Below are 26,527 nucleotides of genomic sequence, written 5' to 3'. Positions count from 1 at the left end.
CTCAGCTTCCCCGCTGTGATGGCGGGGAAGTCAATGCTTTCCCTTCTGCGATTCCACCGCGCATCCACTGACTTACCGCCTGATTAATCATCGCCAGCACGCTGAGCAGCAGCATCCGCTGCTGCGCTTCCAGCCGCAGATAACGGCGCAGCGGCGGCATTTTACAGACCACTTCGCTGGCGGCCCAGGGTTCAATGCTGCAGCGCCAGCCGCTACTATCAAAGGTCAGCGAAAAGCGGCGGTAATCCAGCTCGCTTAAGGTCTGCTGGAGATTAGGAAAACCGTTGAGATAGCTGGCGAGTTCCACGCTGCCTTTGCCGCCGATAAAGCGGATCGGCTGGCGTTTCCACCAGCCGGATTGATGGGCGCGAATGTTACCGCGCACGGGCCGGGTCACCGGCCCCTCGACGACAAACTCGCAGCTGTGAATGCTGGCCATAAACAGCCGCTTCTGACGCACGCTGAAGGTCACGGCGGTGGCGTCGTTCAATCGCAGCAGCGCGCTGCGCTCGCTCAGCTTTTCGCAGGGCCAGCCCGCCAGATCGCGCTGCACCGCGTTCATTAACGGCGTCTCAAACCAGGGGACGGAGGACATCTGGCGTCATCTCCCCGCGGGTCTGTTTTTCATAATTGTTGATGGCGCGCTCCACCACCTCTTCCACTACCAGCGGCTTGAACGGATTGACGCGCTGCACGCACACCGTCCAGAACAGGGCGTAAGCGGCGGTCAGGCCGAGCATTATGCCGAACGGTACCAGCACCTGGCGGCTGTCCATCCCCGGCGGCGTGATATTGACGATAGCGATGATGATCCCGACGCTGGAGATAATCTGCGGCAGCGGGAACCACGGCGAGCGGTAGGCGCGCGGCAGGTCCGGGCGGCGAATGCGCAGCATCACCACCGACAGCGTCACCAGCAGATAGGCGACGCCCCAGGCGCAGACCGCGGCGAGGATCAGCGGCACGATGCGATCCAGATCGCCGTTCAGATACCAGGCGTGCAGGCAGGGGATCGCCACCCCGATGGCAATGGCGATCACCGGCGTCTTAAAGCGCGGGTGCAGCCAGGTCAGGAAGCGGGGCAGCGCGCCGTCCAGCGCCATGCCGTAGATAATACGCGGCACGGCGGCCATCAGCGTATTGATGGTGGCGCAGCCGGCCAGCAGCAGCCCGACCCCCAGCCAGTACTGGCCGGCGTGGCCCATCACCCGTTCGGCGAAGGCCGGGATCGCCATCGGTGTATCCAGCAGATGGACGTTGTTGGCCGCGTCGAGCACGGTATTCTCCACCTGGCGGTTGATCGCCGCGCCGTAGATAAACATGCAGCTGGCGACCCCCAGCAGGCCCAGCGCCATCGCCCGCGGAATAGTGCGGTGGGCCTGTTTAATCTCCGGCGCCATCGGCGTCACCAGTTCGCAGCCGACGAACATAAACATCGCCATGCCGATATAGCCGAACAGACCGTTGATATCGCTGATGTTCAGCGGCGTGCCGAACCAGCCGGAAAGATGAGTTACCGGCGCCATAAAAATGCCACACAGGCCGAAAATGGTCAGCGTGGTCCACATGCCGAAGGTCAGCACCACTTCGACTTTGCCGAAGATTTCCACGCCGATGGCGTTGAGCAAGCCGAAAATCACCACCATGCCGACACCCACCATCCAGGTGTTCTGGTGGGCGGCCATCTGGGCGTTGATCGATTCGAAGTTTACCAGCGCCATAATGCCCGCCAGGATCGTCTCCGCCGTCCCGGCGAAAATATGGACGATCAGATAGGCGCACAGCGCGCCGGTGATAGCGAAGAAGCGGCCCATGCCGCAGGAGATATAGTCGTACACCGAACCGGTGGTAGGAATGAGCGTCGCCGCCTCGGCAAAGGTGGTGACCTGCGCCTGCATCATAATAAAGGCCAGCAGCACCGCCAGCGCGAAGGTATCGCCGCCCATGCCGAAGCCGCTGGTGACCGTCAGGATCACCGGGCTGGCCATGATCAGCCCGACGGAGCTGGCGAGGGTGGTCGGGAAGCCGACGACGCCGCGCTCAAGATGGCTGGCGAGTCTGTTACTAAACATAGTCAACCTCTGCACAATAATGGGGTAGGGCAGGGAATAGCCAGCGCCACTCCCGGATAGTCATAATTTAGGCGGGCATCCAGCTCAATGAATATCGTCCGGAAGGTGGAGGGCGGCGCATGATTCTGTGACGCAGTCGATGAATGTCGCGGTGGATAAACAACATGACCCCGAAAACCGGGGCCATCCGTCTTGCCACGTTGCGCGTATTTCTGCCGGATGGCGGCTGAGCCTTATCCGGCCTACGGTCCGTGCGGCCTGCCTTTAATTTATTCACCATGCTGACTGAAACGCCGGTGTTGGCGGCCTCAAAACCCCCGGTGGCGCTGCTGCTTACCGGGGCTACAGCGCTGTGCGATTTGGTAGCCCGGAGAAGGCGCAATGCGCCGCCTCCGGGTCCCCCTGTGCGCTCCCTGCGCCGCCGGGCATTATCAGCGTGTTAGCGCGTCTCGACGTTCGCCAGGTAGTGCTTCACAAAGCGCGGCGTCAGGATTTTCCACTCCACTTCGGTGCCCTGTTTAACAAACCAGCTGTCGCCCGGCGCAAAGCGCTGCGGCTCGCCACCGGCGACGGTCAGCTCCACTTCGCCTTCCAGCACGGTGGCATGCTCGGTAAACGGATAGGTCATGGTAAAGCTCCCCTCAGTGGACGAAAACAGTCCGCAGGTAAAGGCGTCCTGCGGCTCGCCGTAGATCATCGCCCCGGCCACCTGCGGGTCTCCCGCGGTCGGCGTCGCGCCGAGCAGGCTGACGCTGCCGATCGGCTGCAGGTCAGGTACCGGGTGTTTAAGTTTAAAAGCGTGCATAGCGTTCTCCTGGTTAACTCCGGCCTTTCCAGAAACCGGCGGTTTGATGCATCAATTTTCCGGCTGTGACTAATAGCAAGCGCAGGCTGTCACGGCCGTGGATGGTCGCGTGGGGGATGCTGCTCAGCAGGCGATAGCGGTCGGAACCGCCGTTGATCCCTTCGGCGAGGATTTTGCACACGATGTGCGACGGGGTGACGCCGAAGCCGGAGTACCCCTGGACGTAAAAGACGTTGTTGTGATCGCGTAGGGTGCCGATCTGCGGGAACAGGTTGGCGCTACAGGCCATCGGCCCGCCCCAGGCGAAATCGATCTTCACATCCTTCAGATAGGGGAAGACCTCCGCCAGCAGGGTGCGATTCCAGGCGGCGAAATCGTTCGGCGTATATTCCACAAAGCGAGTCGCGCTGCCGAACAGCAGGCGATTTTCCCGGGTGACGCGGTAGTAGTTAATCACCGGGCGAATATCGCTGAAGGCGCCGCGCAGTGGGCTGATGCGCTCGATCAGTTCATCGGAAAGGGGCTCGGTCGACACCTGATAGGAGTAGGTCACCAGCGTCTTGTTGTAGATCTCCGGCTCCATATTGTTGAGGAAGCTGTCGCAGGCCCACAGTAGTTTGGCGGCTTTGACGCTGCCCATCGCGGTGCGTACCCGCACCTGTTTGCCGTAATTCACCTCCACCACTGGCGAGGATTCGAAGATCTTTACCCCCAGCGAATGGGCGGCCTGCGCCGAACCGAGCAGCATATTGAGCGAATGGATCTGCCCGCCGCCCATATGTTTCAGCGCGCCGCAGTAGACCTCGGAGCCAACCACCTGCTGCACCTCTTTGCCGGTATACAGTTCGATTTCTTCATCCGGGGTAGCGGCTTTAAACTCCTTCTCCCACTGGCGCAGCGTTTTGAGCTGCCGCTGGTTATAGGCGAGATAGCCGTAGCCGGGGACGAAATCGGCGTCGATATGGTATTTGCGGATGCGTTCGCGAATGATGCCCGCGCCGAGGTTGGCGATTTTAAACAGCGTCTCCAGCCCCTCTTTGCCGACGTGCTTTTTCACCGCTTCGATGTCGTGACCGATACCGGCCATCACCTGGCCGCCGTTGCGCCCGGTACCGCCGTAGCCAAGATGGCGCGCCTCCAGCACCACCACGTTGGTGATACCCTGTTCCGCCAGCTCAAGGGCGGTGTTAATCCCCGAGAAGCCGCCGCCGATAATCACCACGTCGGCTTCAATATCTTCCCGCAGCGCCGGGAAATGGAGGTGGTATTTCTTCGTCGCGCCGTAGTAGTTCAGCGCATCGATTTTAATGTTCATCGCGTTACCCTGTGGTCTTGCCTGGCTCAAGGTCCTCATCACAGCACGCCATGCGGGCGTTGAATATCGTCCGGAAGAATGACGTTCTTTAGAACGATGGGCGGCGCAGAGCAACCGTGCTGTGATAGGCCAACTTTGCTAAAAAAACGGGTGCTGACGATGAGCGAGATAACCTTACTGGCGGAAGTGACCGCCTTTTTACGCCAGCCACACGGGCAGTTTATTGCCGGTCAACGTGAGGCGGGCCACGGCGCGCCGTTCGCGGTGGTTAACCCGGCCACCGGTCAGGCAATTGCTGAGGTGACGGCAGCGGATGTGGATCAGGCGGATCGCGTCATGGAGAGCGCCCGCCAGGCGTTCAGTCAGTGGCGTGAGATGCCGACGCTGGCGCGCGGTACGCTGCTGTTGAAGCTGGCGGATGCCCTGGCTGAGCATCGCGAAGCGCTGGCGCAGCTGGAAAGTCTCTGCTCCGGCAAGACCATCATGCTGGCGCGGATGTTGGAGCTGGATCAATCGGTGGCGTTTTTGCGCTACTTCGCCGGCTGGGCGGGGAAAGTCACCGGCGAAACGCTGGATGTCTCGCTCCCCTCCATGAACGGTGAGAAATATACCGCCTTCACCCGCCGCCAGCCGCTGGGGGTGGTGGTCGGCATCGTGCCGTGGAACTTCTCCATCATGATTGCCATCTGGAAGCTGGCGGCGGCCCTGGTCTGCGGCTGCACCATCGTCCTCAAACCGAGCGAGTATACGCCGCTGACGCTGCTGCGCGTGGCGGAGCTGGCGAAAGCGGTGGGTATCCCGGATGGGGTGATTAACGTGGTCAACGGCACCGGCGGCGAGATTGCCCAGCGGCTGATGACGCATCCGGCCTGCGCCAAGGTGAGCTTCACCGGCTCGGTGGCCACCGGTGAAAAAGTCCAGCAGTCGGCCTGCGCGTCAGGTAAACGGGTGACCCTTGAACTGGGGGGCAAAAACGCCGCGCTGTTCCTCGATGACCTGACGCCGGAGGCGATGGTCAACGGCATTATTGAAGCCGGCTACCTGAACCAGGGGCAGATTTGCGCCGCTGCGGAGCGTTTTTATCTGCCGCAGGGCAAACTGGATGCAGTGCTGGCGCTGCTGAAAGACAAGCTCAGCGCCTTCGCGCCGGGATCGCCGCTGGATGAACAGACGCTGATGGGGCCGCTGGCCAACCGCCAGCAGTACGAGAAAGTGCTCAAACTGATCCAGACCGCGCGCGACGAGGGGGATACCATCGTCTGCGGCGGCGAAGCGCTGCCGGGAGAGGGGTATTTCCTGCAGCCGACTGCGGTCAAAGTCCGCAGCGAAGAGAGCACCCTGATGCGCGAGGAGACCTTCGGTCCGGTATGCAGCTTTATCGGCTATCGCAGTGAAGAAGAGGCGCTGGCGCGGATCAATGCGTCGCCATATGGCCTGGCGGCCAGCGTCTGGTCCGATAATATTCGCCAGGCGCTGCGCTACTCGGAGGCGATTGACGCCGGCATCGTGTGGGTCAATATGCATACCTTCCTCGACCCGGCGGTACCGTTCGGCGGCATGAAGGGCTCGGGCATCGGACGCGAATTCGGCAGCGCGTTTATCGATGATTATACGGAGCTGAAGTCGGTGATGGTGCGCTATTAACCGCCGCTCAGCGACATAGCGCAGGCATTTGTCGTTTTGCGCCAGATGGGCGACACATCCTGCGCCTTCTGGCCCTGAAACCGGGAGGGGGCACTGCCTCGCTTCCGGGACTCTTTTTCCCTTCGCGGATCCTTTCTTCCCCTCGTTATCCGCCATTGCCGTAAAAAAAATCAGCAGATTATCTTTTTTGCCCGCCAGGACTTGTTTGATATTAGATAATGAGTATAGTTCTCATTCTCTTTTTCATTCGTAATTTTGGCAAGGTTCGAGCTGCGCCAGTGAGTCGTTCACTAAGAGTCGCGAAGGCGTAGGGTGACGTAAAGACAGCAGGCTGGAAACAGACAATATCGGTCGCTGCGCGTCCATCGGGTCATTGATTTTTTATAGGGTTGATCCAATGAAATACACACTTCCGACGTTGACGCTGGCCATCAGCGCGGCGTTAAGCGGCTGCGCGACGCCTCATTCCTCTGCCGTTTCCCAACCGGTTGTCGACTCGCCAGCCCCTAACGTGGCGCAACCGCTGCAGCGCCAGCTAGCGGAAGGGCTGTACGAGATGGCGTTAAGCCCGCAGGGTGATGCGCTGTACGTCGCCAGCGCCGAAGGCTTTAAAAATGTGCAGGGCGGGGCGGTCTACACACTGGATCCGCACACCCTCAATACCATCGGCCTGACGCACACCGATCTGAAAAACTTCGCTTTACAGCTCTCTGCGGAGGGTAAAACGCTGTATGTCAGCAATTCGCTGGACGGCGGCATCAGCGCTATCGACACCGCCACCGGCAAGGTAAAAAACCGCCTGCTGTTCAGCGAGCGCAATGAAAAAGGTCGCCCTTATGGGGCCCGCCAGCTGCTGTTGCTGAACAATACTCTCTACGTTGGTGCGGTCGCCGACCCGGCGCAAATCTGGGTGGTTGACGCCACCACTCTGAAGCTGAAAACACGGATTAAAAATACCGGTAAATGGATGACCGGCCTGCACTACTCCGCACAAACCGGTCGCGTGTACGCCGCTAACGGCAGCGGTGAAATTCTGGTGATCAACCCACATAACCAGCGCATTGAACAGCGCTGGAAGCCGCTGGGCGACAAGCCAGCGCTGCTGCTTAATATGGCCGAAGATAGCGACACCGGCCGCCTGTTTGTGACTGATAACTCGAAAGCGAAAACCACTCTGGTGCTGGATATCCACAGCGGCAAGCTGCTTAAACAGCTCGACGTCGGCGATTCGCTGGCAGTGCAGTTCAATAAGAAACGCCACGAAATTTATATTTCGCAGCGTGAATCCGGCAAGGTTATCAGCCTTGACGCCAGCCGCTACACGCTGAAGAAAAGCTGGGCGCTGCCGGCCAATCCCAACAGCCTGCTGCTTTCCGCCGATGGTCAGACGCTATTTGTCACCGTCAAACAGCCCTTCAATAAAGACCACTCCACAAAAGGCCCGGACAGCGTCGTACGCATTGACCTGAACGCGCAATAAAAATAACGGGTCCGGCGACGGGCCCTTTGATTCATTTATCCTCATCCATGGGGCAAATTATGCACACCACGCACTATTCATCCTTCCCGCTGCGTAAAACGCTGCTGGCCTTAGCCATCGGCGCTGCCAGTCAAACGGCGATGGCCGCGGACGCTGCCGCCGCGAAGCAACCTGGCGAAGAGACCCTCATCGTCGAGGCTAACGAAACCAGCGATTTTAAATCCGGCGGCGACCTGGTGGTTCCGGCATTCCTCGACGGGCAGATCGCTCACGGCGGCCGTCTGGGGATGCTTGGCGAACAAAAGGCGATGGACGTTCCTTTTAACGTTATCGGCTATACCTCGAAGCTGATTCAGGATCAGCAGGCGAAAACCATCGCCGATGTCGTCAGTAACGACGCTGGCGTGCAGGCCGTACAGGGCTACGGCAACTTCGCCGAGACCTATCGAATCCGCGGGTTTAAGCTCGATGGCGATGACATGACCATGGGCGGCCTGGCGGGCGTGGTGCCGCGTCAGGTGATGGACACCCAGATGCTGGAGCGCGTTGAAATTTTCAAAGGAGCTAACAGCCTGCTTAACGGTGCGGCCAGCAGCGGCGTCGGCGGGATGATTAACCTTGAGCCGAAACGGGCGGAAGATCTGCCGACCGCGCGCGTTGGCGTCGACTATACCTCTGATTCTCAGGTGGGCGGCACCCTCGACCTGGGACGCCGTTTCGGCGACAACAACCAGTTCGGCGCCCGGGTCAACCTGGTGCATCGCGAGGGTGAAGGCGCTATCGATAATGATAAACGTCGTACTACGCTGGCTTCGCTGGGGCTTGATTACCGCGGCGACCGTTTCCGCTCCTCGCTCGATTTCGGCTACCAGAAGAAAACGTTCCACGGCGGTACGATGGGCGTCAATATCAGCGGCGTGGATTTCGTTCCGGCGCTGCCGGACAACAGCAAAAACTACAGCCAGAAGTGGGGCTATAGCGATATCGAAAGCGAATTCGGCATGGCGAAGGCAGAATACGACCTGACCGATAGCTGGACGGTATACAGCGCCCTTGGCGGCCAGCATTCGCATGAAATTGGTACCTACAGCGCGCCGAAGCTTCTGAATAAAAACGGCGATGCGACGGTGGGCCGCCTGGATACTAACCGCATTATCGACGCGATCAGCGGCATGGGCGGGGTACGCGGCGATTTCAATACCGGCGCGATTTCGCATAAGGTGAACCTCGGCTATGCGGCGCAGGTGCATACCGATGCTACCGCCTGGCGGATGTCGGCGAAGAATCCGACCACCAATATCTATGACAACCGTGATGTGGCGATGCCGGATAACGCCTATTTTGGCGGCAACTACCACGATCCGCTGGTCACCTCGCGCAGCCGTACGCAGGGCTGGCTGCTGAGTGATACCCTCGGCTTCTTTAACGATAAAGTGCTGTTTACCGCCGCCGCTCGTCATCAGAAAGTGGTTGTGCGCAACTACAGCAACGCCACCGGGCTGGAAGATACTTCTTCGCGTTATACCCAAAGCCGCTGGATGCCGACGTTTGGCCTGGTGTATAAGCCGTGGGAGCAGCTGTCGCTGTATGCTAACCATACCGAAGCGCTGCAGCCGGGCTCTGTGGCGCCGACGACGGCGGCCAATGCCGGGCAGAGTACCGGGATCGCGCACTCGAAGCAGGACGAAGTGGGCGTCAAGATCGACTACGGAACGATCGGCGGATCGCTGGCGCTGTTTGAAATCAAAAAACCGAACGCTATTTCCGATACCGCTGGCAATTACGGCCTCGACGGCGAGCAGCGTAACCGCGGCGTAGAGATGAACGTCTTCGGCGAGCCGATGCTGGGGCTGCGTCTTAACGCCAGTACGGTGTGGCTGGATGCCAAACAAACTAAAACCGCTAAAGGCGCAACCGACGGTAAAGATGCCATCGGGGTGGCTAACTTCTACGCGGTGCTCGGCGCCGAGTATGATATCAAGCCGGTGGAAGGCCTGACCGCCACCGCGCGCGTCAATCATAGCGGGTCGCAGTATGCCGATGCGGCCAATACCAAGAAGCTGGATAGCTACACCACCCTGGATTTAGGCCTGCGCTATCGTATGCGCCTGAACGCCGACCAGAACGAAATGACCTGGCGCGTCGGGGTGACCAACGTGACCAACGAGAAGTACTGGTCTGGCATTGACGATACCGGTACCTATCTGTTCGAAGGCGATCCGCGTACCGTGCGCGTCTCAATGAGCTACGACTTCTGACGCTAAAAAAGCGGGGCGGGCGGCTGACGCTCGCCCCGCGCAACTTGCGACAATTCCCCCTAAGTGATAAAAGGTGCCCCTTCACAAAAACACACAGGGGAACGACGTGAAAGACGCGTCAACGTCGTCGGATGCCGTAGAAGAGAGCGGCCCGACGCTTCATCGCGGTTTACAGAACCGACACATTCAACTTATCGCCCTTGGCGGCGCGATTGGTACCGGCCTGTTTCTTGGCATTGGTCCTGCGATTCAAATGGCTGGCCCGGCGGTCTTATTGGGCTACGCCGTGGCCGGGATTGTCGCTTTTCTGATCATGCGCCAGCTGGGCGAGATGGTGGTGGAAGAGCCAGTATCCGGCTCCTTTGCCCACTTTGCCTACAAATACTGGGGCCCGTTCGCTGGTTTCCTGTCCGGCTGGAACTACTGGGTGATGTTCGTGCTGGTAGGGATGGCGGAGCTGACCGCCGCCGGGATCTACATGCAGTACTGGCTCCCCGACGTGCCCACCTGGGTTTGGGCGGCGGCCTTCTTCCTCATTATTAACGCCGTCAACCTGGTCAACGTCCGTCTGTATGGCGAAGCGGAGTTCTGGTTCGCACTGATTAAGGTGCTGGCGATTATCGGCATGATTGCCTTTGGCCTGTGGATGCTGTTTGGCGGCCACGGCGGCAGCAAAGCCGGGTTCGACAACCTGTGGAAACACGGCGGCTTCCTCGCCACCGGCTGGCACGGTCTTATTCTGTCGCTGGCGGTGATTATGTTCTCCTTCGGCGGGCTGGAGCTTATCGGCATCACCGCCGCCGAAGCGCAAAACCCGGAAAAGAGCATCCCGAAAGCGGTCAACCAGGTGGTTTATCGTATCCTGCTGTTCTATATCGGTTCGCTGGTGGTGCTGCTGGCGCTCTACCCGTGGGTGGAGATCAAATCCGACAGCAGCCCGTTTGTGATGATTTTCCATCATCTCGACAGCAACATGGTGGCCTCCGCGCTGAACTTCGTCATTCTGGTGGCCTCGCTGTCGGTCTATAACAGCGGTGTGTACTCCAACAGCCGGATGCTGTTCGGCCTGTCGGTGCAGGGCAATGCGCCGACGTTCCTCGCCCGCGTCAGCAAACGCGGCGTGCCGGTGAATTCGCTGCTGCTGTCAGGCGTCATTACCTCGCTGGTGGTGGTGCTGAACTACCTGCTGCCGCATGAAGCGCTGGGGCTGCTGATGGCCCTGGTGGTGGCGACGCTGCTCCTGAACTGGATCATGATCTGTATGGCGCACCTGAAGTTCCGTGCCGCCCAGCGCCGCAAAGGGCGTGAATCGAAGTTCAAAGCGCTGCTGGCGCCCGCCAGCAACTACTTCTGCATTGCTTTCCTTGGGTTGATTCTGGTGCTGATGTGCACTATCGACGGCATGCGCCTGTCGGCAATCCTGCTGCCGGTGTGGATCCTGTTCCTGTTTATCGCCTTCAAACTGCTGCGCCGCCCGGCGTAAGCGAGACGCCCCGCCGTCCGGCGGGGCTGCCTGCCTTTTTATTGTGATCCTCTTCGCAGGTGGGGAATTTGTCTGGCGATCTTCTTTTTGTAATCGATTACTTTTGTGTTGAGCGATTTTGTAATCGATTACTTTTCTGAGGGCGAGCAACATGGTCACAACAACAGAAGGTCGGGAAAGTGTCCGCGTGAGCCACCGTTTTCTGGTGCCGCGGTTGTCGTTAATGATGTTTATGCAGTTCTTTATCTGGGGCAGCTGGTCGGTGACCCTGGGGCTGGTGATGACCCGCTATGAGATGTCACTGCTGATCGGCGATGCGTTCTCCGCCGGGCCGATCGCCTCCATCCTGTCCCCCTTTGTGCTGGGAATGCTGGTGGACCGCTTTTTCGCCTCGCAGAAGGTGATGGCGGTGATGCACCTGGCCGGGGCGGCGATCCTGTGGTTTGTCCCCCAGGCGCTGGTGGCGCAGAACGGCGCCCTGCTGATTGGCCTGCTGTTCGGCTATACGCTGTGCTATATGCCGACTCTGGCGCTGACCAACAATATCGCCTTTCACAGCCTGGCGAACATCGATAAAACCTTCCCGGTGGTCCGCGTGTTCGGCACCATCGGCTGGATTATCGCCGGGATCTGCATCGGGGTGACCGGTATCTCTGATACCACCGGCATCTTCACGCTGGCGGCGCTCTGTTCGGTGGCGCTGGCGATTTACAGCCTGACGCTGCCCCACACCCCGGCGCCGGCCAAAGGCATGCCGGTTCAGTTTCGCGATCTGCTGTGTGCGGACGCCTTCGCGCTGCTGAAAACCCGCCATTTCCTGATTTTCTCCCTCTGCGCCACCTTAATTTCCGTGCCGTTAGGCACCTATTACGCCTATACCGCGTCGTATCTGGCGGATGCCGGCGTCAAAGATGTTAGCACCGCGATGTCGTTCGGCCAGATGTCAGAGATCGTCTTTATGCTGGTGATCCCGCTGCTGTTCCGTCGCCTCGGGGTGAAATACATGCTGCTCATCGGCATGGTGGCGTGGTTTGTCCGCTACGCCTTTTTTGCCCTCGGGGTCAGCGAAGAGGGGCGCTTCCTGCTCTATCTGGGCATTTTGCTGCACGGCGTGTGCTATGACTTTTTCTTTGTCGTCGGCTTTATCTACACCGACCGCGTGGCGGGCGAGAAGGTCAAAGGCCAGGCGCAGAGCATGATTGTGATGTTCACCTACGGGATCGGCATGCTGCTGGGCTCGCAGATCTCCGGCGCGCTGTATAACCATCTGGTGGCCGGCCAGAGCGTGCCGCAGGCCTGGGTGACCTTTTGGTGGATCCCGGCGGTGGCCGCCGCGGTTATCGCGCTGATTTTCCTTTTCTCTTTCCAGTACAACGAGAAAGAGCCGCACTAATTTTTCAGGAGGGGGTATGAAAACGATTAAGGGACCGGGCATTTTTCTGGCGCAGTTTATTGGCCCGCAGGCGCCGTTTAACACGCTGGCGGGGGTGGCGCAGTGGGCCGCCGGCCTGGGATACCGGGCATTGCAGATCCCCTGCAACCACCCGGCGATTTTTGATGTCGAGCGGGCGGCGGCGAGCCAGACCTACTGCGACGAGGTCAGCGGCGCCCTGGCGGAGCATGGGCTGGTCATCAGCGAGCTGTCCACTCATCTTGAAGGGCAACTGGTGGCGGTGCATCCGGCGTATGACGCGGCGTTTGACGCCTTTGCCCCAGCCGCGCTACATGGCGATCCGCAGGCGCGCCAGCGCTGGGCGGTGGAGAAAGTGCGCCAGGCGGCAGTGGCCTCCGGCCGCCTGGGGCTGAAGGCGCATGCGACCTTTTCCGGGGCGCTGGCATGGCCCTTTTTTTATCCGTGGCCGCCGCACAATCAGCCGCTTCTGGATGAGGCCTTTGCCGAACTGGCCCGGCGCTGGCGGCCGCTGCTGGACCACTTCGACGAACAGGGCGTCGATGTCTGCTATGAGATCCACCCCGGCGAAGATCTGCACGATGGCGTGACCTTTGAGCGTTTTCTCGCGCTGGTGGATAACCATCCGCGCTGCAATATGCTCTATGACCCGAGCCACCTGCATCTGCAGCAGATGGACTATCTGACTTATATCGATATCTATCACTCGCGTATTAAAGCGTTTCACGTCAAGGACGCCGAATTTCGCCGCAACGGGCGCAATGGCGTCTATGGCGGATACCAGCCCTGGCAGCAGCGGGCCGGGCGTTTCCGCTCTCCTGGCGACGGGCAGATCGACTTCAAAGGGGTGTTCAGTAAGCTGACCGAATATGATTTTGACGGCTGGGCGGTGCTGGAGTGGGAGTGCTGCCTGAAGGACGCCGAGACCGGCGCGCGCGAGGGCAGCGAGTTTATCCGCCGCCATATCATTCCCGTTGCCGGACGGGCCTTCGATGACTTTGCCGCCGGCGGGAGGGAATAACATGATTCAGGTTGCGATAATCGGGGCAGGGTTTATTGGCCCGGCGCATCTGGAGGCGCTGCGGCGGCTGGGAGATGTCGAGGTCGTGGCGCTGTGCGACAGCCGCCTTGAGGCGGCGCAGCGCAAGGCGCAGGCGCTGAACATTGCCCATGCCTACGACAGCGTGGAGGCGCTGCTGGCCCATCCGGGGCTGCAGGTGGTGCATAACTGTACGCCGAACCATCTGCATGCCCAGATTAACCGGCAGATCCTCGCCGCCGGGCTGCACGTCTTCTCGGAAAAGCCGCTGTGTATGACGGCGGAGGAGGCGCGGGAGCTGGTGGCGCTTGCCGCCCGGGCCGGCGTGGTGCATGGCGTCAGCTTCGTCTATCGCCAGTTCGCCATGGTCCAGCAGGCGGCGGCGATGATCCGCCATGGCGAGGTCGGCAGGATCTTCGCGGCGCACGGCAGCTATTTACAGGACTGGATGCTGCTGGAGACCGACTACAACTGGCGGGTCGATTCGGCGCAGGGCGGCGCGTCGCGGACGGTGGCCGACATCGGCTCCCACTGGTGCGATACCGTGCAGTTTATGACCGGTCGGCGGATTGTCGAGGTGATGGCGGATCTGTCGATTGTCTGGCCGACGCGTAAAGCGCCAGTCAATGGCAAAGCGACCTTCAGCGCCGTTCACGAGGCGCAGGCATATGAAACCCGGCCTGTCGATACTGAGGACTTTGGCTCGGTGCTGTTGCGTTTTGACGATGGCAGCAAAGGCAGCTTGATGGTCTCCCAGGTGAGCGCCGGGCGGAAAAACCGTCTGGCGGTGGAGATTAACGGCAGCCTCTGTTCTCTGGCCTGGGATCAGGAAGTGCCCCAGCGACTGTGGATCGGCCACCGCGAGCAGCCGGATCGCCTGCTCAGCGACGACCCGAGCCTGCTGCGGCCGGAGGCCGCCGCCAGCGCCCATTATCCCGGCGGCCATATTGAGGGCTGGCCGGATGCCTTCAAGAATATGATGGGGCATTTTTATCAGGCGGTGCGCGCCGGGAAGATGCCGGAGGCCGGGGCCCGGCGCTTCGCCGCTTTCGACGACGGCGCCGATGTGATGTACATCATCGAGGCGATCGTCAAAAGCCATCAGCAGCAGCGCTGGGTCAGCGTCGAACGCTGAGCGCAGGCGGGGCGCAGGATTATTTCACCCCAAGATAGCCGTCGAGATAGGCACCGGAGAGCTCGTTGCCGAACAGGACGGCATCTTTATTTTCCATCGCATTATCCCATTTGTCGCTGGCGTTGCCGGTAAAGGCGTGCTCGGTGCGGGTGCCCTGCGCCGCCTGTTGTTTGATGGCCTCAGCGGTGCGGCGGGCGTCGCTTTCACTCATGCCAGCGGCTTTATCCTGCTGGCCGCGGGCGTACATTGCCGTGAAGGTCGGCAGGTTTAAACGGTAATTTTCCTGGCGGTTGACGGTGAAATTGCCGCCGACAAAATCGGAGCGGTGGGCGACAAACGCGTAAGCGTGGCGTTCCGGTGACGATTTTGACGAGGTGCAGCCGGTGATCGTTGCCAGGGCACAGCTGAGGGCGAGAACCGCGGTGGAGAGCCTCATGGAGATATCATCCTTAATCATAAACGAAGAAATAGGGCGCCAGGGGGCTGTCGCCAGAGCGCGAACCGGGTGGAACGGCAAAAGGATGCGCGTTAACGGCGTGGGAGAGAAGCCCTGATTTTTAATAGTTTTCTCGTGCGTTCCCGCGCTTTCGCGCCAGGCTGGCAGGCTGACCAGAGGTCATTTATGATAGCCTGCAGGATCCACCTCTATCGCAGGAAGTGCAGGGTTTATGTCTATTCAGAAAATTGCTCGTTTGGCCGGCGTCTCGGTGGCCACGGTGTCGCGGGTGCTGAACAACAGCGATACGGTAAAAGCCAAAAACCGTGAGCGCGTGCTGCAGGCGATCAAAGAGAGCAACTATCAGCCGAACCTGCTGGCGCGTCAGCTGCGAACCGCCCGCAGCAATATGATCCTGGTGATGGTCTCCAATATCGCTAACCCCTTTTGCGCCGAGGTGGTGAAAGGGATAGAAGAAGAGGCGGAGAAGAACGGCTACCGCATTCTGCTGTGTAACTCCGGGTCGGATCTGGCCCGCTCGACCTCGGGCCTGCAGCTGCTCTCCGGCAAAATGGTCGACGGCATTATTACCATGAACGCGCTCTCCAGCCTGCCGGAACTGACCACCATGATTGGCGATGCGCCCTGGGTACAGTGCGCGGAGTATGCCGACACCGGCAGCATCTCCTGCGTCGGGATTAACGACGTCGAGGCGGCTCAGGGGGCGGTGTCCCGACTGGCCGATAGCGGCCGCCGCCGCATTGCGCTCATTAATCACGATCTGAGCTATCGCTATGCCCGTCTGCGCGAGCGCGGCTATAAAAGCGTGCTGCACGTGCATGGTCTGGCGTATCAGCAGGTGACTTACGCGCAGGATCTTAGCGCGGCGGCCGGTAAACGGGCGATGGAGCAGCTGCTGTCGCAAGACGAGCAGCCCGACGCGGTGTTTGCCGTTTCGGACTCGCTTGCCGCCGGAGCGCTGCGGGCGATCGCCCAGGCCGGACTGCGGGTGCCGGAGGATATCGCGGTGATCGGCTTCGACGGCACCGAGCTGGCGGAAGTGGTCTCCCCGCAGCTGACCACCGTTGAACAGCCCTCCCGGGCGATCGGCCGCACGGCGGTGGATCTGTTAATGAAACGCATCGACGATCCCGACGCCGCCGTCGAGCGGGTGATGATGGACTGGCGCGTGATAGCCCGCGCCAGCGCCTGAGGTCAGCGGGAGAAGGCGCCCGCCAGCGCGCGAATGTCGTTGCCGGTGGGCGTTTGATGAATGCGTAAGCCAAACTCCTCCACCACGGCGAAGACATGGTCGAAAATATCCGCCTGGATCCCCTCATATTCCGCCCACACCACGGTGTTGGTGAAGCAGTAGATCTCGATGGGCAACCCGTTGGCATCCGGCGCCAGCTGGCGCACCATCAGGGTCATATCCTGGCGGATACGTGGATGATGGCGTAAATACTCCTGCAGATAGGCGCGGAAGGTGCCGACATTGGTCATTCGCCGCTCATTGAGAACCGACTGTTCCCCGGCGTACTGCTGGTTCCAGGCGCTAATCTCCTCGTGGCGCGAATCCATATAGGGCTTAAGCAACTTCGCCCGGATCAGGCGCTGCTGCTCCTGTTCATCAAGAAAATGAATGCTGGTGGTGTCGATGTTGAGGCTGCGTTTGATGCGGCGGCCGCCGGAGGCCGACATGCCGCTCCAGTTTTTAAACGAGTCGGAGACCAGCGACCAGGTTGGAATGGTGGTGATGGTGTTGTCCCAGTTGCGTACCTTCACCGTGGTGAGGCCGATATCGATCACCGCGCCGTCGGCGCCGTACTTCGGCATCTCCAGCCAGTCGCCAAGCTTGAGCATATCGTTGGCAGAGAGCTGGATACCGGCCACCAGACCGAGGATCGGATCTTTAAACACCAGCATCAGCACCGCGGCCATCGCGCCGAGCCCGCTAATCAGGATTGCCGGTGACTGGCCTATCAGCAGCGAAATAATCAGGATGCCGATAATAATCGCCGTCACCAGCTTAATCCCCTGGAATATCCCCTTCAGCGGCAGCTGAGAGGCGGCAGGAAATTTCTGCGCCAGCTTTAAGATCACATCCAGCAGCGAGAAGAAGGACAGCATGGCATATATCATCACCCATAGCTGAGCCACGGTGGTTAATATTTCCGCGGCCTCGCTGCCTTTTTGCAGCCACAGCACCGCCTGCACGTTGACGATGATCCCCTGCAGGGTAAAGGCCAGTCGGTGAAAGAGTTTATTCTGCGTGATGATTTGCAGCCACAGATGGCTGCTGGCCAACGCCCGTTTTTCAAAAGCGCGCAGGACCACTTTGTGCAATATCAGATGCACGACCACGGCGGTGAATAAGATAATGCCGAAGATAATCATCAGCGAGCGGGTGGGGGTTATTTCGATTCCTAAGGCGGCAATTTGCGATATTAATTCCTGCATAACGTCTCCTGAATATCCAGCGGGTATGATGACCGCTGGATAGCTATTATGCAAATCACCGCCGCCGGTATTACGACGCTACCGTCGCCGGCTGTCGGTTGAGATGATGGCGCAGCCACAGCGCGATCGCCCCCAGCAACAGCATCATGGCCACCTCGACCAGCAGAAAATCAATCAGCGCCTGCGGATAGTTTCCGCCGCCGCGACGGGCCAGCGCCAGGAACAGCGAACCAAGGATAGCCGGTCCGAGACCGAGGGTCGCCTGCTGCAGGGTGCTGAGGATGGCGCTCCCGGCCCCGGCGTCGCTGGCGCTGATATCGCGCATGCCAATCCGGTAAAAGCTGTTGACGATCAGCGCCTGACCGTAGCCGATCAGCGCCGTGGCGGGGACCAGCGTCAGGGCGGTGGTAGCGATGCCGAAGCGGGAGAAGGTGGCGCACAGCAGCAGTAGCCCGGCGATCTGCACCGCCAGACCGGTCAACAGGATCCGCCCCATGCTGTGGCGGGCGATAAGCCGCGGGGCATACAGCGCCGAAATAAAATAGGCCACGCCGAGGGCGATAAAGCTATTGCCGGACTGCCACGGCGCCATCCCCAGCCCCTCCTGCATGGTCAGCGCCATGCAGAACATAAAGCCGGACCAGACGCTGAAAAACAGCAGGGCGATGGCCATCCCGAAGCGGATGCTGGTCAACTGCAGCAGACGCGGCGGCAGCAGGGGATGGTCGCCGCGCTGCTGCTGGCGCAGGGCGCTCTGACGCATGGCGAACATGAGCGGCAGGACCGCCACCAGCATCAGCTGCAGCCACAGCGGCCAGTGCAGCTCCGGACCGAGGGCCATCGGGAACAGCAAGCAGCAGAGGATCAGCGCGAGGTACAGCGTGCCCTGCCAGTCAATACGCGACGGCGTCTCGCGACGGGTTTCCGGCACATAGCGGCGGCTCAGAGCCAACACCAGCAGGCAGATCGGCACATTGATAAAAAAGGCGTTGCGCCAGCCCAGCCCGGCGATGTCCGCCGATACCAGCCAGCCGCCGCCCATCTGTCCGACAATAAAGGCGATCCCGCCGATGCCGCCATACAGGCTGATGGCCCGGGCGTGGGCGGGGCCTTTGAGGGTCACGTGCAGGGTGGCGAGGATCTGCGGCACAATCAGCGCCGCCCCGGCGCCCTGCAGGGTGCGGGCCGCCAGCAGGGCGCTGATGCTGTTCGCCATCCCGCACAGCAGGGAAGCGATGCCAAAGAGGGCGACGCCCCACATAAACAGGCGCCGGCGGCCATAGTTATCGCCAAGCTTACTGCCCATCGCCAGGCAGACGGCAAAGGCGACGCCGTAGAGCGCGACGATAAGCTCCAGCTGCGTGGCGCTGGCCGCCAGGGTGTGGGTGATGGCGTCCAGCGCCACATTGGTGATCGAGGTATCAATAAGCGGCAGCATCTGGCCGCCCAGCAGCAGCAACAGACCGGCGCGGCCGGGTGAAACAGCAGACGTATTCATGGGATTCTCCATTGCGTCATTCAGCAGACCGACGTAGCATTACCGATAAATTAAACGGGTACCAGTTCCTGTCTATACTGGTACTGGCACTACTATGCTGGAGGGGTGATGACCACGATGCCGCAACGGGAGTTGACGATCGCCGTGCCGGACGATCGACGCAAACAGCTGGGGGCATTTTTGCGCGCCCGCCGCGAAAGCCTCGATCCGCAGCGCCTGGGGTTGCCCCGCGTGGGCCGCCGGCGCACGCCGGGCCTGCGTCGGGAAGAGGTGGCGATGCTCGCCGACGTCGGCGTCACCTGGTACACCTGGCTGGAGCAGGGGCGGGAGGTGAATCCGTCGGAGGCGGTGCTGGTGGGGGTCGCGAATGCCCTGCAGTGCAGTCCGCTGGAGACCCGGCACCTGTTCGTACTGGCCGGGCTGACCCCGCCGGAAGCCACCCAGGTGACGGTGTGCGAAGGCATCAGCCCCGGCACCCGCCGGATGCTGGACAGCCTGATGCCGCAGCCGGCCAGCATTCAGAAACCGAACTTTGATATTGTGGCCTGGAACGACAGCTTCTGCCGCCTGATGGGCATCGATTTCGCCACCCTCCCGGAAGAAGATCGCAACTGTATTTATCTCTATCTGACCCATGAGACCTGGCGCAGCCGGATCGAAAATCGCGATGTGCTGCCGACCTTCGTCTCCTATTTCCGCGCCGCGATGGCCGAGCACCGTGGCGATCCGGCGTGGGAAAACAAGCTGGCGCGCTTTTTCGCCGCCTCGTCGGAGTTTGAAGCGCTGTGGCATCAGCGTTACGAGGTGCGCGGTGTGGAAAACCAGATTAAACATTTTAACCACCCGCAGCTCGGGCGATTCAGTCTGCAGCAGATGTACTGGTATTCGGCGCCGCGCAACGGTTCGCGCCTGCTGGTCTATCTGCCGATGGACGAGGCGGGCGAGCAGGCGCTGGCGTGGCTGGACCAACATTAATCACAAGGAATCAGATGGCTGGCAATGTGCCATCTTCGGGTATTCCCGGCCGGCGCTGCTGGACGGTTCCCTTACCCTCCGGGAGAGGGGTAGGGAAAGCACTGTCGGGAAGTCCTGTATGTGATCTACGACTTCAGCACACATTGCGCTCCCGATACGCCTTCTGCGTTATGTCACTCATGGCGCAGGGAGCGCACAGGGGGCGGCCAGTCGCCGCCGCCCCCTGTACCCCCGGGCTCCGGCCAGCAACATCGCCACTGCGTGGTGCCTTCGACTTATCCCTGCAGGCTTCGGGTCGGGCCGAGGCAGCGTCCGTGCAAAACACGGCCCTCAGCCCGCATCCATGCGGGCTGCCCCGGCCTGCCGGGAACGTCTCAGCGATGTTGAGGCCGCCAGCATCGGCAGTTTCAGCAGCCCCAGGACCCGCGGTGATTTGGGTTTGTAGGCCGGGTAAGGCGTACGCCGCCACCCGGCAGAAAGGCGAGCACATTAGCGAAAACAGGTTTGTCATCAGTCTCAAGGAATGCCTATGAACGTAACCCGAAAAGAGCAGCGCATTATTCAGCGCGCGCTGAACGCCTGGCAGGCCAGCGGGGAGTTAACCCCGTCGGACAGTCAGCGGCTGGCGCACACGCTGCGCGTCTCCCCCTTCGACTGGCGGCGCCTGAGCCGCTACGCCTTCTGGACCGCGCTGGCCTGCGTGCTGATTGCTCTGGGCAGCCTGTTTGCCGACAGCGAGCTGGTGGCGTGGCTGCTGAGCCTGTTCAGCCACTCGGCGCTGACGCGGATCCTGCTGCCTGCGCTGCTGGCGGTCGCCTGCTACGGCTGGGGTTTTCGCCGCCAGCGGCGGGAGAGGCAGTGGCACTACAGCACCGAGGCGATTTTGTTTCTGGGCGTCGTCTTTACCGCCGTGTCGCTATGGCAGCTTGGCGAACGGCTGGATAACGGCAGCGGCCATATCGCACCGCTGTTTCTGGCCGGATGCGTGATTTACGGCGCCATCGGCTATATTGCCCGCTCCGGGCTGGTGTGGCTCTTTTTTCTGCTGGCGCTGGGCAACTGGTTCGGCGCGGAAACCGGCTACGTCTCGGGGTGGGGCGCCTACTGGCTGGGCATGAACTACCCGATTCGCTTCGTCCTGTTCGGCGGCGCGCTGCTGGCGCTCTGCTACGGCGCGCAATCCCTGCTTCGCCAGCGGCAGCTGTTTACCGTCAGCAAGGCGATGGGCCTCACGTACCTGTTTATTGCGCTGTGGATCCTGTCGATTTTCGGCAATTACGACGCAGACAGCTGGTACCAGGTGAGCCAGGCGCGACTCTTGCCGTGGGGGCTGCTGTTTGCCGTAGCGGCCGGCGTCTGCATTTTTATCAGCCTGAAAACCGATGACGGAATGCTGCGCGGCTTCGGACTAACCTTCCTGGCGATCAATCTCTATACCCGTTTCTTTGAGTTTTTCTGGAACGGGATGCACAAAGTGCTGTTTTTCCTGATCCTTGCCGTCTCGCTGGCGGTGATTGGCCGCTATGCCGAGCGCATCTGGCACGCCGGCGAAGGGCAGGTGGAGAAAAAATAAGCTCGCGTTGAGAACGCTAACCCCTCAGGCCGCGCTCAGTCGCGGCCTTTTTTCGTCCCTAATTCCAGTTTCAGCACATTTTTCTGCGATTGGCTGCAAATGAGCATAGGCTTGCCGGGCATCTCAAAAATTAGCCTTTAAGGCAATTTGTCTTCTATGCTAACCTCCAGAAGAAGGGAGTCTGATGTTCAGATTGGTTGTGCATGTGGACGTTAAAAAGGAATTGCAGGCGCTTCCGCCCATTGTCCAGGCGAAGATGATCCGGCAAATAGACAAGTTACGCCAAAATCCCACCGCGCTGAGAGAACCTGACAGTAAACCGCTGGGGCAGGGGCTATTTGAAATTCGTGCGTTAGGTTCGGTACAGGGGCGAGGGATCTACGTTTTTCAGCAAGGCAAGACGCTCTTTCTGCTACGGGTTTTTATCAAGAAAACGCAAAAAACCCCGTCATCGGAAATTCGCCTGGCGCTGAAGCGATTAGAGGAGATGCGCAATGAGTAAAAAGATCATTGACTGGGATACGTTAAAAACAGAACTGCTTAGCCAGCCTGAGGTTCAGGCTGCATTCGATGCGCAAGAACGTCAACAGCGATTACGTACTATGCTGGCGCAATGGCGCGAGCAGGCGGGGCTGACCCGAGCCCAGGTGGCGCAGAGGATGGGGGTGAGTGCGCCGACGGTCTCCAGAATGGAAGCCAATATCACCCGCGCCAGTCTGGATACCTTAACGCGATACGCGTTAGCCTGTGGAATAAAGCACCCACAAATTTTACTTTACTAACGCCCTCGGTGGCGATTCACTTACCGGCTCAAATTAACGACAGGCCGCACGGACCGTAGGTCGGGTAAGCGAAGCGCCACCCGACAAAACAACGGCGCATCGGGCTACGGTTCCGGGGAACAGTGAATGGGTGCGCTCTGCCGCCCTCACCCCGGCCCTCTCCCACAGGGAGAGGGAGAAACCGGCAGTTTCAGTCGCGCAAGTGGGTAAATCACCAACAGGTCGCACGAACCCCAGGCCGGGCAAGGCGTGAGCCGCCGCCCGGCATAAAAGCCGCTCCGCACCCGCTGCCCGGCGGCGCTGCGCTTGCGCGGGCCTACGGTGAGAGGTAACTATATGATATACATTGTTATGTAGGCCGGGTCAGGCGTAGCCGCCACCCGGCAATAACAAGCAGCACCAGAGGCGCCCGGTGAAAGGCGCCTGGTGGAGAGATTAAATCTCGGTAATGGTCGTCGACTGCGGCAGACGCGACTTCGGCAGGGTGGCGTTGAAATCTTCCACGCTATGGTGGCCAACCGGGACCACCACCAGGCTGGTGTAGCCCTGGGCTTTCAGGTCAAATTCCTCATCGAGGATCGCAAAATCAATCCCTTCGATCGGCACGGCGTCGAGGCCCATCGCCGCCACGCCCAGCAGGAAATTGCCGACGTTGAGATACACCTGCTTCGCCATCCACTGATCGTCATCTTTCAGCTCTTTGCGGTGCATATCGGCAAAGAAGGTACGACCCTTGTGGTTAGCGGCTTTTGCGTCCGGGGTGGCGAAACGGCCATCGGCCTCTTCCTGATCCACCACACGCTGCAGCCAGGCGTCGTCCATCGCGGTTTTCGCGCAGAACACCACCACGTGCGAGGCGTCGAGAATTTTGCGTTCGTTGAACACGTAGGTGCCGCTGGCGGCTTTGGCTACGCGAGCTTTCCCTTCATCGGTGCTGGCGACGATAAAGTGCCACGGCTGGGAGTTGGTGCTAGACGGGCTGTACTGCAGCAGCGTTTTCAGCTGTTCGGCTTCGCTGGCAGTCAGCTTTTTCGTGGCGTCAAAGGCCTTGGTGGAATAGCGCTTTAAAGCGACCGATACGATATCCATAACTCTTCCTCACAGTTTACAGCACCTTACCGGTGCGTTAAGGAGAGGAAGAGTACAGCGAAGATCGCCAAATGATAAGGGTGAAAAATGCGATAACACTTATCGCATTTGGCTGAAAATCAGCGCGGACGCAGGCGCTGCTGGGCCTTTTTACTCAGCTTGTTCACCACCTGATGCCACGAATCGTCAATCAGCTCGGCCAGCAGATCCTCGCTGATATCCTCTCCCGGCACCACCGTGATCCAGTGTTTCTTGTTCATATGGTAGCCCGGTTCGATACTGCGATAAATTTCCTGATTCAGCAGCGACTTCTGCGGCTCAGCCTTCAGGTTGACCAGCGCCCGGCCGCGAATGGTCATGGTGATCATAAAGATACGGCCATCGACCTTAAACACGTCGTACTCTGGCCCAAAAGGCCAGCAGTGCTCGGTAAACGGGTAGGTCAGGGCGATACGATGAGCGCAGGGATGCAGCATCTCGGGGGTCATTAGGCGTCCGCCTCATGCAGGGCGTTCCACATGGCTTCAAAGCCGAGGGCGATAATCTCCCGGGCGCGCTGCGGATCGTGGCTAGCGAATTCGATGGTGGTCTCCGCCAGCGACAGAAACAGGGCATCGCCAAAGGCGCGGTACGCCTCGCTGAGAAAAATCTCTTTCACCGACAGCTGGCACATTTCGTTGAGCTCCGGGAAGCTCTCTTTTACCTGGCGACGGGTTTCGTCGGTGATGCGCTCGCTAAGCGCCATCCGGCGGATCGCCTTGTGCTCCATCGGGTTGCGTACCCCCCAGTCGATATAGCTGTTCCAGATATTACGCGCATTCTCTTTCGGGCGCTTTTCGTGCGGATCCAGCCCGGCGATCATTGTGCGCACCAGGCGCAGCTTAATCGCGAGGTACAGCTCGTTGAGCAACTCATCCTTGGTGGCGAAATAGCGAAACAGCGTCCCCTCGGCCACCCCAGCGCTGCGGGCGATGGCCGACGTCGAGGCGGCGATGCCGGACTGGGCGAAAGCCGCGGTGGCAGCTTCCAGTAACGCTTGCTTTTTATCTTCACTCTTTGGACGAGCCACTACTTTTTTCCTCACGCAGGTTTAAACAAACCGCCGATCTTTGCACGTCTGACCAGGTCGCTGCAACGGCGGAACGCAAAAATTGAAAATCGTCTTGACGACTTTCATCACTTTCCTAATAATGAGTGCGTACTCACTCATAATCAAGTTATATCACAAAGCCTCCGGGATGGGGGCTTTTGTCTGGTCAGGATATGAACCGTGTCACTTTTAGCGTGGTCGCCATCATGTTACTCGCAGCAGCAACGACATTGCCGTTTGTCCTCAATGCCGGTTTTGGTAAGGCGCCGCAGGGGGCACAGCTTAGCCAGGTGGAAGCGTCTCCCCACTACCGGGACGGCCAGTTCCATAACCAATTGCCCACGCCAGGGTTCACCGGGCAGAAAAATATGCTGGCGGCGTGGTGGGATTTCCTGATGACCAAACGGGAAAACGCCCGTCCCGCTCAGCCGCTGCCGCTGGTGAAGACCGACCTGGCGACGCTGCCCCTGGGGCAGGATGTGATGGTCTGGCTCGGCCACTCCTCCTGGTACCTGCAGCTGGCAGGAAAACGTATCCTGATCGATCCGGTGTTCAGCGATTACGCGGCGCCGTTCTCCTTTATCAATAAAGCCTTTCCCGGCGACTATCCGTGGCGGGCGGAAGGGATGCCAGACATCGATCTGCTGATCATCTCCCACGATCACTACGACCATCTGGATTACGCCACCATCCGCGCCTTGCTGCCGAAAATTAAGCGGGTCATTACGCCGCTGGGCGTCGGGTCGCATCTGCGCTACTGGGGGATGGACGGGGCGCTGATTACCGAAGCGGACTGGCAGCAGGCGATCCCGGTCAGCGATGAATTCACCGTTCACGTTCTGCCGGCGCGGCACTTTTCCGGCCGTGGACTGAAGCGTAACCAGACGCTGTGGGCCAGTTTTCTGTTCGTCACCCCGCAGCAAAAAATTTATTACAGCGGCGACAGCGGCTATGGGCCGCACTTCAAAGCGATTGGTGATGAATTTGGTCCGGTTGATCTGGCGATCATGGAGAACGGGCAGTATGACCAGGACTGGAAATATATTCACATGATGCCGGATGAAACGGCTCAGGCTGCCGACGACCTGCGCGCCCGCGCGGTGCTGCCTGGGCATGCAGGACGGTTTGTTCTGGCGAAACACAGCTGGGATGAACCGTATCAACGGCTGGCGGCTGCCAGCGAAGGAAGGGCCTGGCGTCTGCTGACGCCTATGCAGGGCGAGCCGCTGTGGGTCGCCGATAAGACGCAATCATTTAACGCCTGGTGGCGCTAAGCGCCAGTGCAGTTTCAGAGGAGAGAGCATATGACGATTTCCGCTCAGGTGATTGACACTATCGTCGAGTGGATTGATGACAACCTGCATCAACCGCTGCGTATTGATGATATCGCTCGCCATGCCGGGTATTCGAAATGGCATCTGCAACGGCTGTTTTTACAGTACAAGGGAGAGAGCCTTGGGCGCTATATTCGTGAAAGGAAGCTGCTGCTGGCCGCCCGCGATCTGCGCGACACCGATCAGCGGGTCTACGATATCTGCCTGAAGTATGGCTTCGATTCGCAACAGACCTTTACCCGCGTCTTCACCCGGACCTTCAACCAGCCGCCGGGCGCCTACCGCAAAGAAAACCACAGCCGCGCCCACTGAGGCGCGCTCTCCTGGTTTACCGTTCGAGGGAAAACCAGCGACGCCACACCCAGCGCAGCACCAGAAATTCAAGGGTGCCCAGCGCTAAGAACCACAGACAAAACAACACCGTATAGAGCTGGTTGAGATCCATCATATGGAATGTCTCAACCAGCTTTTGCGCCAGCGTCAGGCCCAGCGAAGGCGCGGGCAACAGCAGACAGGAGAGCAGGGCCAGCAGTAAGATCCCGGCGGCGGAGAGAAGCGTTTCCAGCGGATGTTTCATGTCATGTTAATCATCAGTTAAAAAACATATTGTCCGGTAAAATAATGCTTAACGCAATATGCTTTGTTTTT

At 59.9% G+C, this 26,527-nt stretch carries 25 protein-coding genes; 14 read left to right on the top strand and 11 right to left on the bottom strand.

From position 1 onward, the window contains the following. Window position 1 precedes the first annotated feature (1 nt). The 4 genes from DTA24_RS21370 to DTA24_RS21355 form a co-directional block, all read right to left on the bottom strand. Window positions 2-595, bottom strand: coding sequence for a DUF3156 family protein (locus DTA24_RS21370; RefSeq protein ID WP_110224183.1), 594 nt, complete (start codon window positions 593-595; stop codon window positions 2-4). Then, window positions 573-2,072, bottom strand: a complete 1,500-nt coding sequence (locus tag DTA24_RS21365; RefSeq protein WP_004183276.1) for an APC family permease — start codon at window positions 2,070-2,072, stop codon at window positions 573-575. Before DTA24_RS21365 ends, DTA24_RS21370 begins: the two co-directional genes overlap by 23 nt. A gap of 439 nt (window positions 2,073-2,511) precedes the next feature. Beyond that, window positions 2,512-2,877: a cupin domain-containing protein gene (locus DTA24_RS21360; protein ID WP_002892824.1), complete on the bottom strand. Its 366-nt coding sequence runs from the start codon at window positions 2,875-2,877 to the stop codon at window positions 2,512-2,514. A 13-nt stretch (window positions 2,878-2,890) separates the two neighbouring features. Next, window positions 2,891-4,192 carry an NAD(P)/FAD-dependent oxidoreductase gene (locus DTA24_RS21355; protein ID WP_012542535.1) on the bottom strand — a complete coding sequence of 434 codons (1,302 nt, stop codon included), beginning with the start codon at window positions 4,190-4,192 and terminating at the stop codon, window positions 2,891-2,893. 159 nt (window positions 4,193-4,351) lie between these two features. Between DTA24_RS21355 and DTA24_RS21350 the strand changes: the two genes are divergently transcribed. The 7 genes from DTA24_RS21350 (at window position 4,352) to DTA24_RS21320 (ending at window position 14,642) form a co-directional block, all read left to right on the top strand. Then, a complete protein-coding gene (locus tag DTA24_RS21350) occupies window positions 4,352-5,836 on the top strand; it encodes an aldehyde dehydrogenase family protein (RefSeq protein ID WP_012968765.1) in 1,485 nt (494 codons plus the stop codon). A gap of 397 nt (window positions 5,837-6,233) precedes the next feature. After that, a complete protein-coding gene (locus DTA24_RS21345; RefSeq protein ID WP_022065420.1) occupies window positions 6,234-7,316 on the top strand; it encodes a YncE family protein in 1,083 nt (360 codons plus the stop codon). A gap of 59 nt (window positions 7,317-7,375) precedes the next feature. Then, window positions 7,376-9,574, top strand: coding sequence for a TonB-dependent receptor (locus DTA24_RS21340; protein WP_022065421.1), 2,199 nt, complete (start codon window positions 7,376-7,378; stop codon window positions 9,572-9,574). A gap of 106 nt (window positions 9,575-9,680) precedes the next feature. Continuing rightward, entirely contained in the window at window positions 9,681-11,057 is a 1,377-nt protein-coding gene (gene pheP, locus DTA24_RS21335) for a phenylalanine transporter (RefSeq protein ID WP_012968762.1), read from the top strand. Window positions 11,058-11,244: 187 nt separating this feature from the next. Further along, window positions 11,245-12,450: an MFS transporter gene (locus DTA24_RS21330; RefSeq protein ID WP_162499996.1), complete on the top strand. Its 1,206-nt coding sequence runs from the start codon at window positions 11,245-11,247 to the stop codon at window positions 12,448-12,450. A gap of 16 nt (window positions 12,451-12,466) precedes the next feature. Then, on the top strand, window positions 12,467-13,489 hold the full coding sequence (locus DTA24_RS21325) for a sugar phosphate isomerase/epimerase family protein (RefSeq protein ID WP_123837058.1): 1,023 nt from the start codon (window positions 12,467-12,469) through the stop codon (window positions 13,487-13,489). A gap of 1 nt (window position 13,490) precedes the next feature. Next, window positions 13,491-14,642 carry a Gfo/Idh/MocA family protein gene (locus tag DTA24_RS21320; protein WP_012542529.1) on the top strand — a complete coding sequence of 384 codons (1,152 nt, stop codon included), beginning with the start codon at window positions 13,491-13,493 and terminating at the stop codon, window positions 14,640-14,642. A 19-nt stretch (window positions 14,643-14,661) separates the two neighbouring features. Here DTA24_RS21320 and DTA24_RS21315 read toward each other — a convergent pair whose 3' ends face one another. After that, window positions 14,662-15,078 carry an Exc2 family lipoprotein gene (locus DTA24_RS21315; RefSeq protein ID WP_004183289.1) on the bottom strand — a complete coding sequence of 139 codons (417 nt, stop codon included), beginning with the start codon at window positions 15,076-15,078 and terminating at the stop codon, window positions 14,662-14,664. A gap of 232 nt (window positions 15,079-15,310) precedes the next feature. Between DTA24_RS21315 and DTA24_RS21310 the strand changes: the two genes are divergently transcribed. Beyond that, on the top strand, window positions 15,311-16,291 hold the full coding sequence (locus DTA24_RS21310; RefSeq protein ID WP_039102937.1) for a LacI family DNA-binding transcriptional regulator: 981 nt from the start codon (window positions 15,311-15,313) through the stop codon (window positions 16,289-16,291). A gap of 2 nt (window positions 16,292-16,293) precedes the next feature. On the opposite strand, the gene DTA24_RS21305 is transcribed toward DTA24_RS21310, so the two are convergent. Together DTA24_RS21305 and DTA24_RS21300 are read right to left on the bottom strand one after the other, a co-directional pair. Continuing rightward, window positions 16,294-17,538 carry a mechanosensitive ion channel family protein gene (locus tag DTA24_RS21305; protein ID WP_004202471.1) on the bottom strand — a complete coding sequence of 415 codons (1,245 nt, stop codon included), beginning with the start codon at window positions 17,536-17,538 and terminating at the stop codon, window positions 16,294-16,296. A 70-nt stretch (window positions 17,539-17,608) separates the two neighbouring features. Beyond that, window positions 17,609-19,036, bottom strand: a complete 1,428-nt coding sequence (locus tag DTA24_RS21300) for an MFS transporter (RefSeq protein ID WP_123837057.1) — start codon at window positions 19,034-19,036, stop codon at window positions 17,609-17,611. 108 nt (window positions 19,037-19,144) lie between these two features. Here DTA24_RS21300 and DTA24_RS21295 point away from each other — a divergent pair, with 108 nt between their 5' ends. From DTA24_RS21295 to DTA24_RS21275, 4 genes are all read left to right on the top strand, one after another. Beyond that, window positions 19,145-20,011: a helix-turn-helix transcriptional regulator gene (locus tag DTA24_RS21295; protein ID WP_008805530.1), complete on the top strand. Its 867-nt coding sequence runs from the start codon at window positions 19,145-19,147 to the stop codon at window positions 20,009-20,011. 529 nt (window positions 20,012-20,540) lie between these two features. Beyond that, a complete protein-coding gene (locus DTA24_RS21285; protein WP_016160437.1) occupies window positions 20,541-21,584 on the top strand; it encodes a DUF2157 domain-containing protein in 1,044 nt (347 codons plus the stop codon). Window positions 21,585-21,768: 184 nt separating this feature from the next. Continuing rightward, the gene (locus DTA24_RS21280; protein WP_012968756.1) at window positions 21,769-22,086 is read left to right on the top strand and encodes a type II toxin-antitoxin system RelE/ParE family toxin; all 318 of its coding nucleotides are present in this window, start codon (window positions 21,769-21,771) and stop codon (window positions 22,084-22,086) included. Beyond that, window positions 22,079-22,366 carry a helix-turn-helix domain-containing protein gene (locus DTA24_RS21275; protein WP_012542525.1) on the top strand — a complete coding sequence of 96 codons (288 nt, stop codon included), beginning with the start codon at window positions 22,079-22,081 and terminating at the stop codon, window positions 22,364-22,366. Before DTA24_RS21280 ends, DTA24_RS21275 begins: the two co-directional genes overlap by 8 nt. A gap of 435 nt (window positions 22,367-22,801) precedes the next feature. Here DTA24_RS21275 and nfsB read toward each other — a convergent pair whose 3' ends face one another. The 3 genes from nfsB to DTA24_RS21260 form a co-directional block, all read right to left on the bottom strand. After that, window positions 22,802-23,455 carry an oxygen-insensitive NAD(P)H nitroreductase gene (gene nfsB, locus DTA24_RS21270; RefSeq protein ID WP_012968755.1) on the bottom strand — a complete coding sequence of 218 codons (654 nt, stop codon included), beginning with the start codon at window positions 23,453-23,455 and terminating at the stop codon, window positions 22,802-22,804. Window positions 23,456-23,574: 119 nt separating this feature from the next. After that, window positions 23,575-23,943, bottom strand: coding sequence for an MmcQ/YjbR family DNA-binding protein (locus tag DTA24_RS21265; protein ID WP_008805536.1), 369 nt, complete (start codon window positions 23,941-23,943; stop codon window positions 23,575-23,577). Further along, on the bottom strand, window positions 23,943-24,524 hold the full coding sequence (locus DTA24_RS21260; RefSeq protein ID WP_012968754.1) for a TetR/AcrR family transcriptional regulator: 582 nt from the start codon (window positions 24,522-24,524) through the stop codon (window positions 23,943-23,945). The genes DTA24_RS21265 and DTA24_RS21260 overlap by 1 nt, the downstream gene beginning before the upstream one ends. Before the next feature lie 179 nt (window positions 24,525-24,703). Between DTA24_RS21260 and DTA24_RS21255 the strand changes: the two genes are divergently transcribed. Both DTA24_RS21255 and DTA24_RS21250 read left to right on the top strand, forming a co-directional pair. Further along, complete coding sequence (locus DTA24_RS21255) at window positions 24,704-25,819, top strand: MBL fold metallo-hydrolase (RefSeq protein ID WP_162493283.1); 1,116 nt, start codon at window positions 24,704-24,706, stop codon at window positions 25,817-25,819. A gap of 30 nt (window positions 25,820-25,849) precedes the next feature. Then, window positions 25,850-26,191 carry a RamA family antibiotic efflux transcriptional regulator gene (locus DTA24_RS21250; RefSeq protein ID WP_002893035.1) on the top strand — a complete coding sequence of 114 codons (342 nt, stop codon included), beginning with the start codon at window positions 25,850-25,852 and terminating at the stop codon, window positions 26,189-26,191. A gap of 16 nt (window positions 26,192-26,207) precedes the next feature. Here the strand turns inward: DTA24_RS21250 and DTA24_RS21245 are convergent, their stop codons facing one another. Beyond that, window positions 26,208-26,456: a DUF1158 domain-containing protein gene (locus tag DTA24_RS21245; protein WP_008805539.1), complete on the bottom strand. Its 249-nt coding sequence runs from the start codon at window positions 26,454-26,456 to the stop codon at window positions 26,208-26,210. Between the last annotated feature and the right edge of the window lie 71 nt (window positions 26,457-26,527).

Source organism: Klebsiella sp. P1CD1, from assembly GCF_003790505.1.
GTDB classification, from domain to species: domain Bacteria; phylum Pseudomonadota; class Gammaproteobacteria; order Enterobacterales; family Enterobacteriaceae; genus Klebsiella; species Klebsiella variicola.
This window is presented reverse-complemented; position numbering and strand designations above follow the sequence as displayed.

Bases quoted from the DNA above. Each gene is read 5' to 3' on its own strand.
- DTA24_RS21360 (WP_002892824.1), bottom strand. From the start codon at position 2,877: ATGCACGCTTTTAAACTTAAACACCCGGTACCTGACCTGCAGCCGATC.
- DTA24_RS21245 (WP_008805539.1), bottom strand. From the start codon at position 26,456: ATGAAACATCCGCTGGAAACGCTTCTCTCCGCCGCCGGGATCTTACTG.
- DTA24_RS21325 (WP_123837058.1), top strand. From the start codon at position 12,467: ATGAAAACGATTAAGGGACCGGGCATTTTTCTGGCGCAGTTTATTGGC.
- DTA24_RS21340 (WP_022065421.1), top strand. From the start codon at position 7,376: ATGCACACCACGCACTATTCATCCTTCCCGCTGCGTAAAACGCTGCTG.
- DTA24_RS21285 (WP_016160437.1), top strand. From the start codon at position 20,541: ATGAACGTAACCCGAAAAGAGCAGCGCATTATTCAGCGCGCGCTGAAC.
- DTA24_RS21310 (WP_039102937.1), top strand. From the start codon at position 15,311: ATGTCTATTCAGAAAATTGCTCGTTTGGCCGGCGTCTCGGTGGCCACG.
- DTA24_RS21265 (WP_008805536.1), bottom strand. From the start codon at position 23,943: ATGACCCCCGAGATGCTGCATCCCTGCGCTCATCGTATCGCCCTGACC.
- DTA24_RS21295 (WP_008805530.1), top strand. From the start codon at position 19,145: ATGACCACGATGCCGCAACGGGAGTTGACGATCGCCGTGCCGGACGAT.
- DTA24_RS21250 (WP_002893035.1), top strand. From the start codon at position 25,850: ATGACGATTTCCGCTCAGGTGATTGACACTATCGTCGAGTGGATTGAT.
- DTA24_RS21370 (WP_110224183.1), bottom strand. From the start codon at position 595: ATGTCCTCCGTCCCCTGGTTTGAGACGCCGTTAATGAACGCGGTGCAG.
- nfsB (WP_012968755.1), bottom strand. From the start codon at position 23,455: ATGGATATCGTATCGGTCGCTTTAAAGCGCTATTCCACCAAGGCCTTT.
- DTA24_RS21365 (WP_004183276.1), bottom strand. From the start codon at position 2,072: ATGTTTAGTAACAGACTCGCCAGCCATCTTGAGCGCGGCGTCGTCGGC.
- DTA24_RS21315 (WP_004183289.1), bottom strand. From the start codon at position 15,078: ATGAGGCTCTCCACCGCGGTTCTCGCCCTCAGCTGTGCCCTGGCAACG.
- DTA24_RS21305 (WP_004202471.1), bottom strand. From the start codon at position 17,538: ATGCAGGAATTAATATCGCAAATTGCCGCCTTAGGAATCGAAATAACC.
- DTA24_RS21320 (WP_012542529.1), top strand. From the start codon at position 13,491: ATGATTCAGGTTGCGATAATCGGGGCAGGGTTTATTGGCCCGGCGCAT.
- DTA24_RS21350 (WP_012968765.1), top strand. From the start codon at position 4,352: ATGAGCGAGATAACCTTACTGGCGGAAGTGACCGCCTTTTTACGCCAG.
- DTA24_RS21280 (WP_012968756.1), top strand. From the start codon at position 21,769: ATGTTCAGATTGGTTGTGCATGTGGACGTTAAAAAGGAATTGCAGGCG.
- DTA24_RS21345 (WP_022065420.1), top strand. From the start codon at position 6,234: ATGAAATACACACTTCCGACGTTGACGCTGGCCATCAGCGCGGCGTTA.
- DTA24_RS21300 (WP_123837057.1), bottom strand. From the start codon at position 19,036: ATGAATACGTCTGCTGTTTCACCCGGCCGCGCCGGTCTGTTGCTGCTG.
- DTA24_RS21275 (WP_012542525.1), top strand. From the start codon at position 22,079: ATGAGTAAAAAGATCATTGACTGGGATACGTTAAAAACAGAACTGCTT.
- DTA24_RS21355 (WP_012542535.1), bottom strand. From the start codon at position 4,192: ATGAACATTAAAATCGATGCGCTGAACTACTACGGCGCGACGAAGAAA.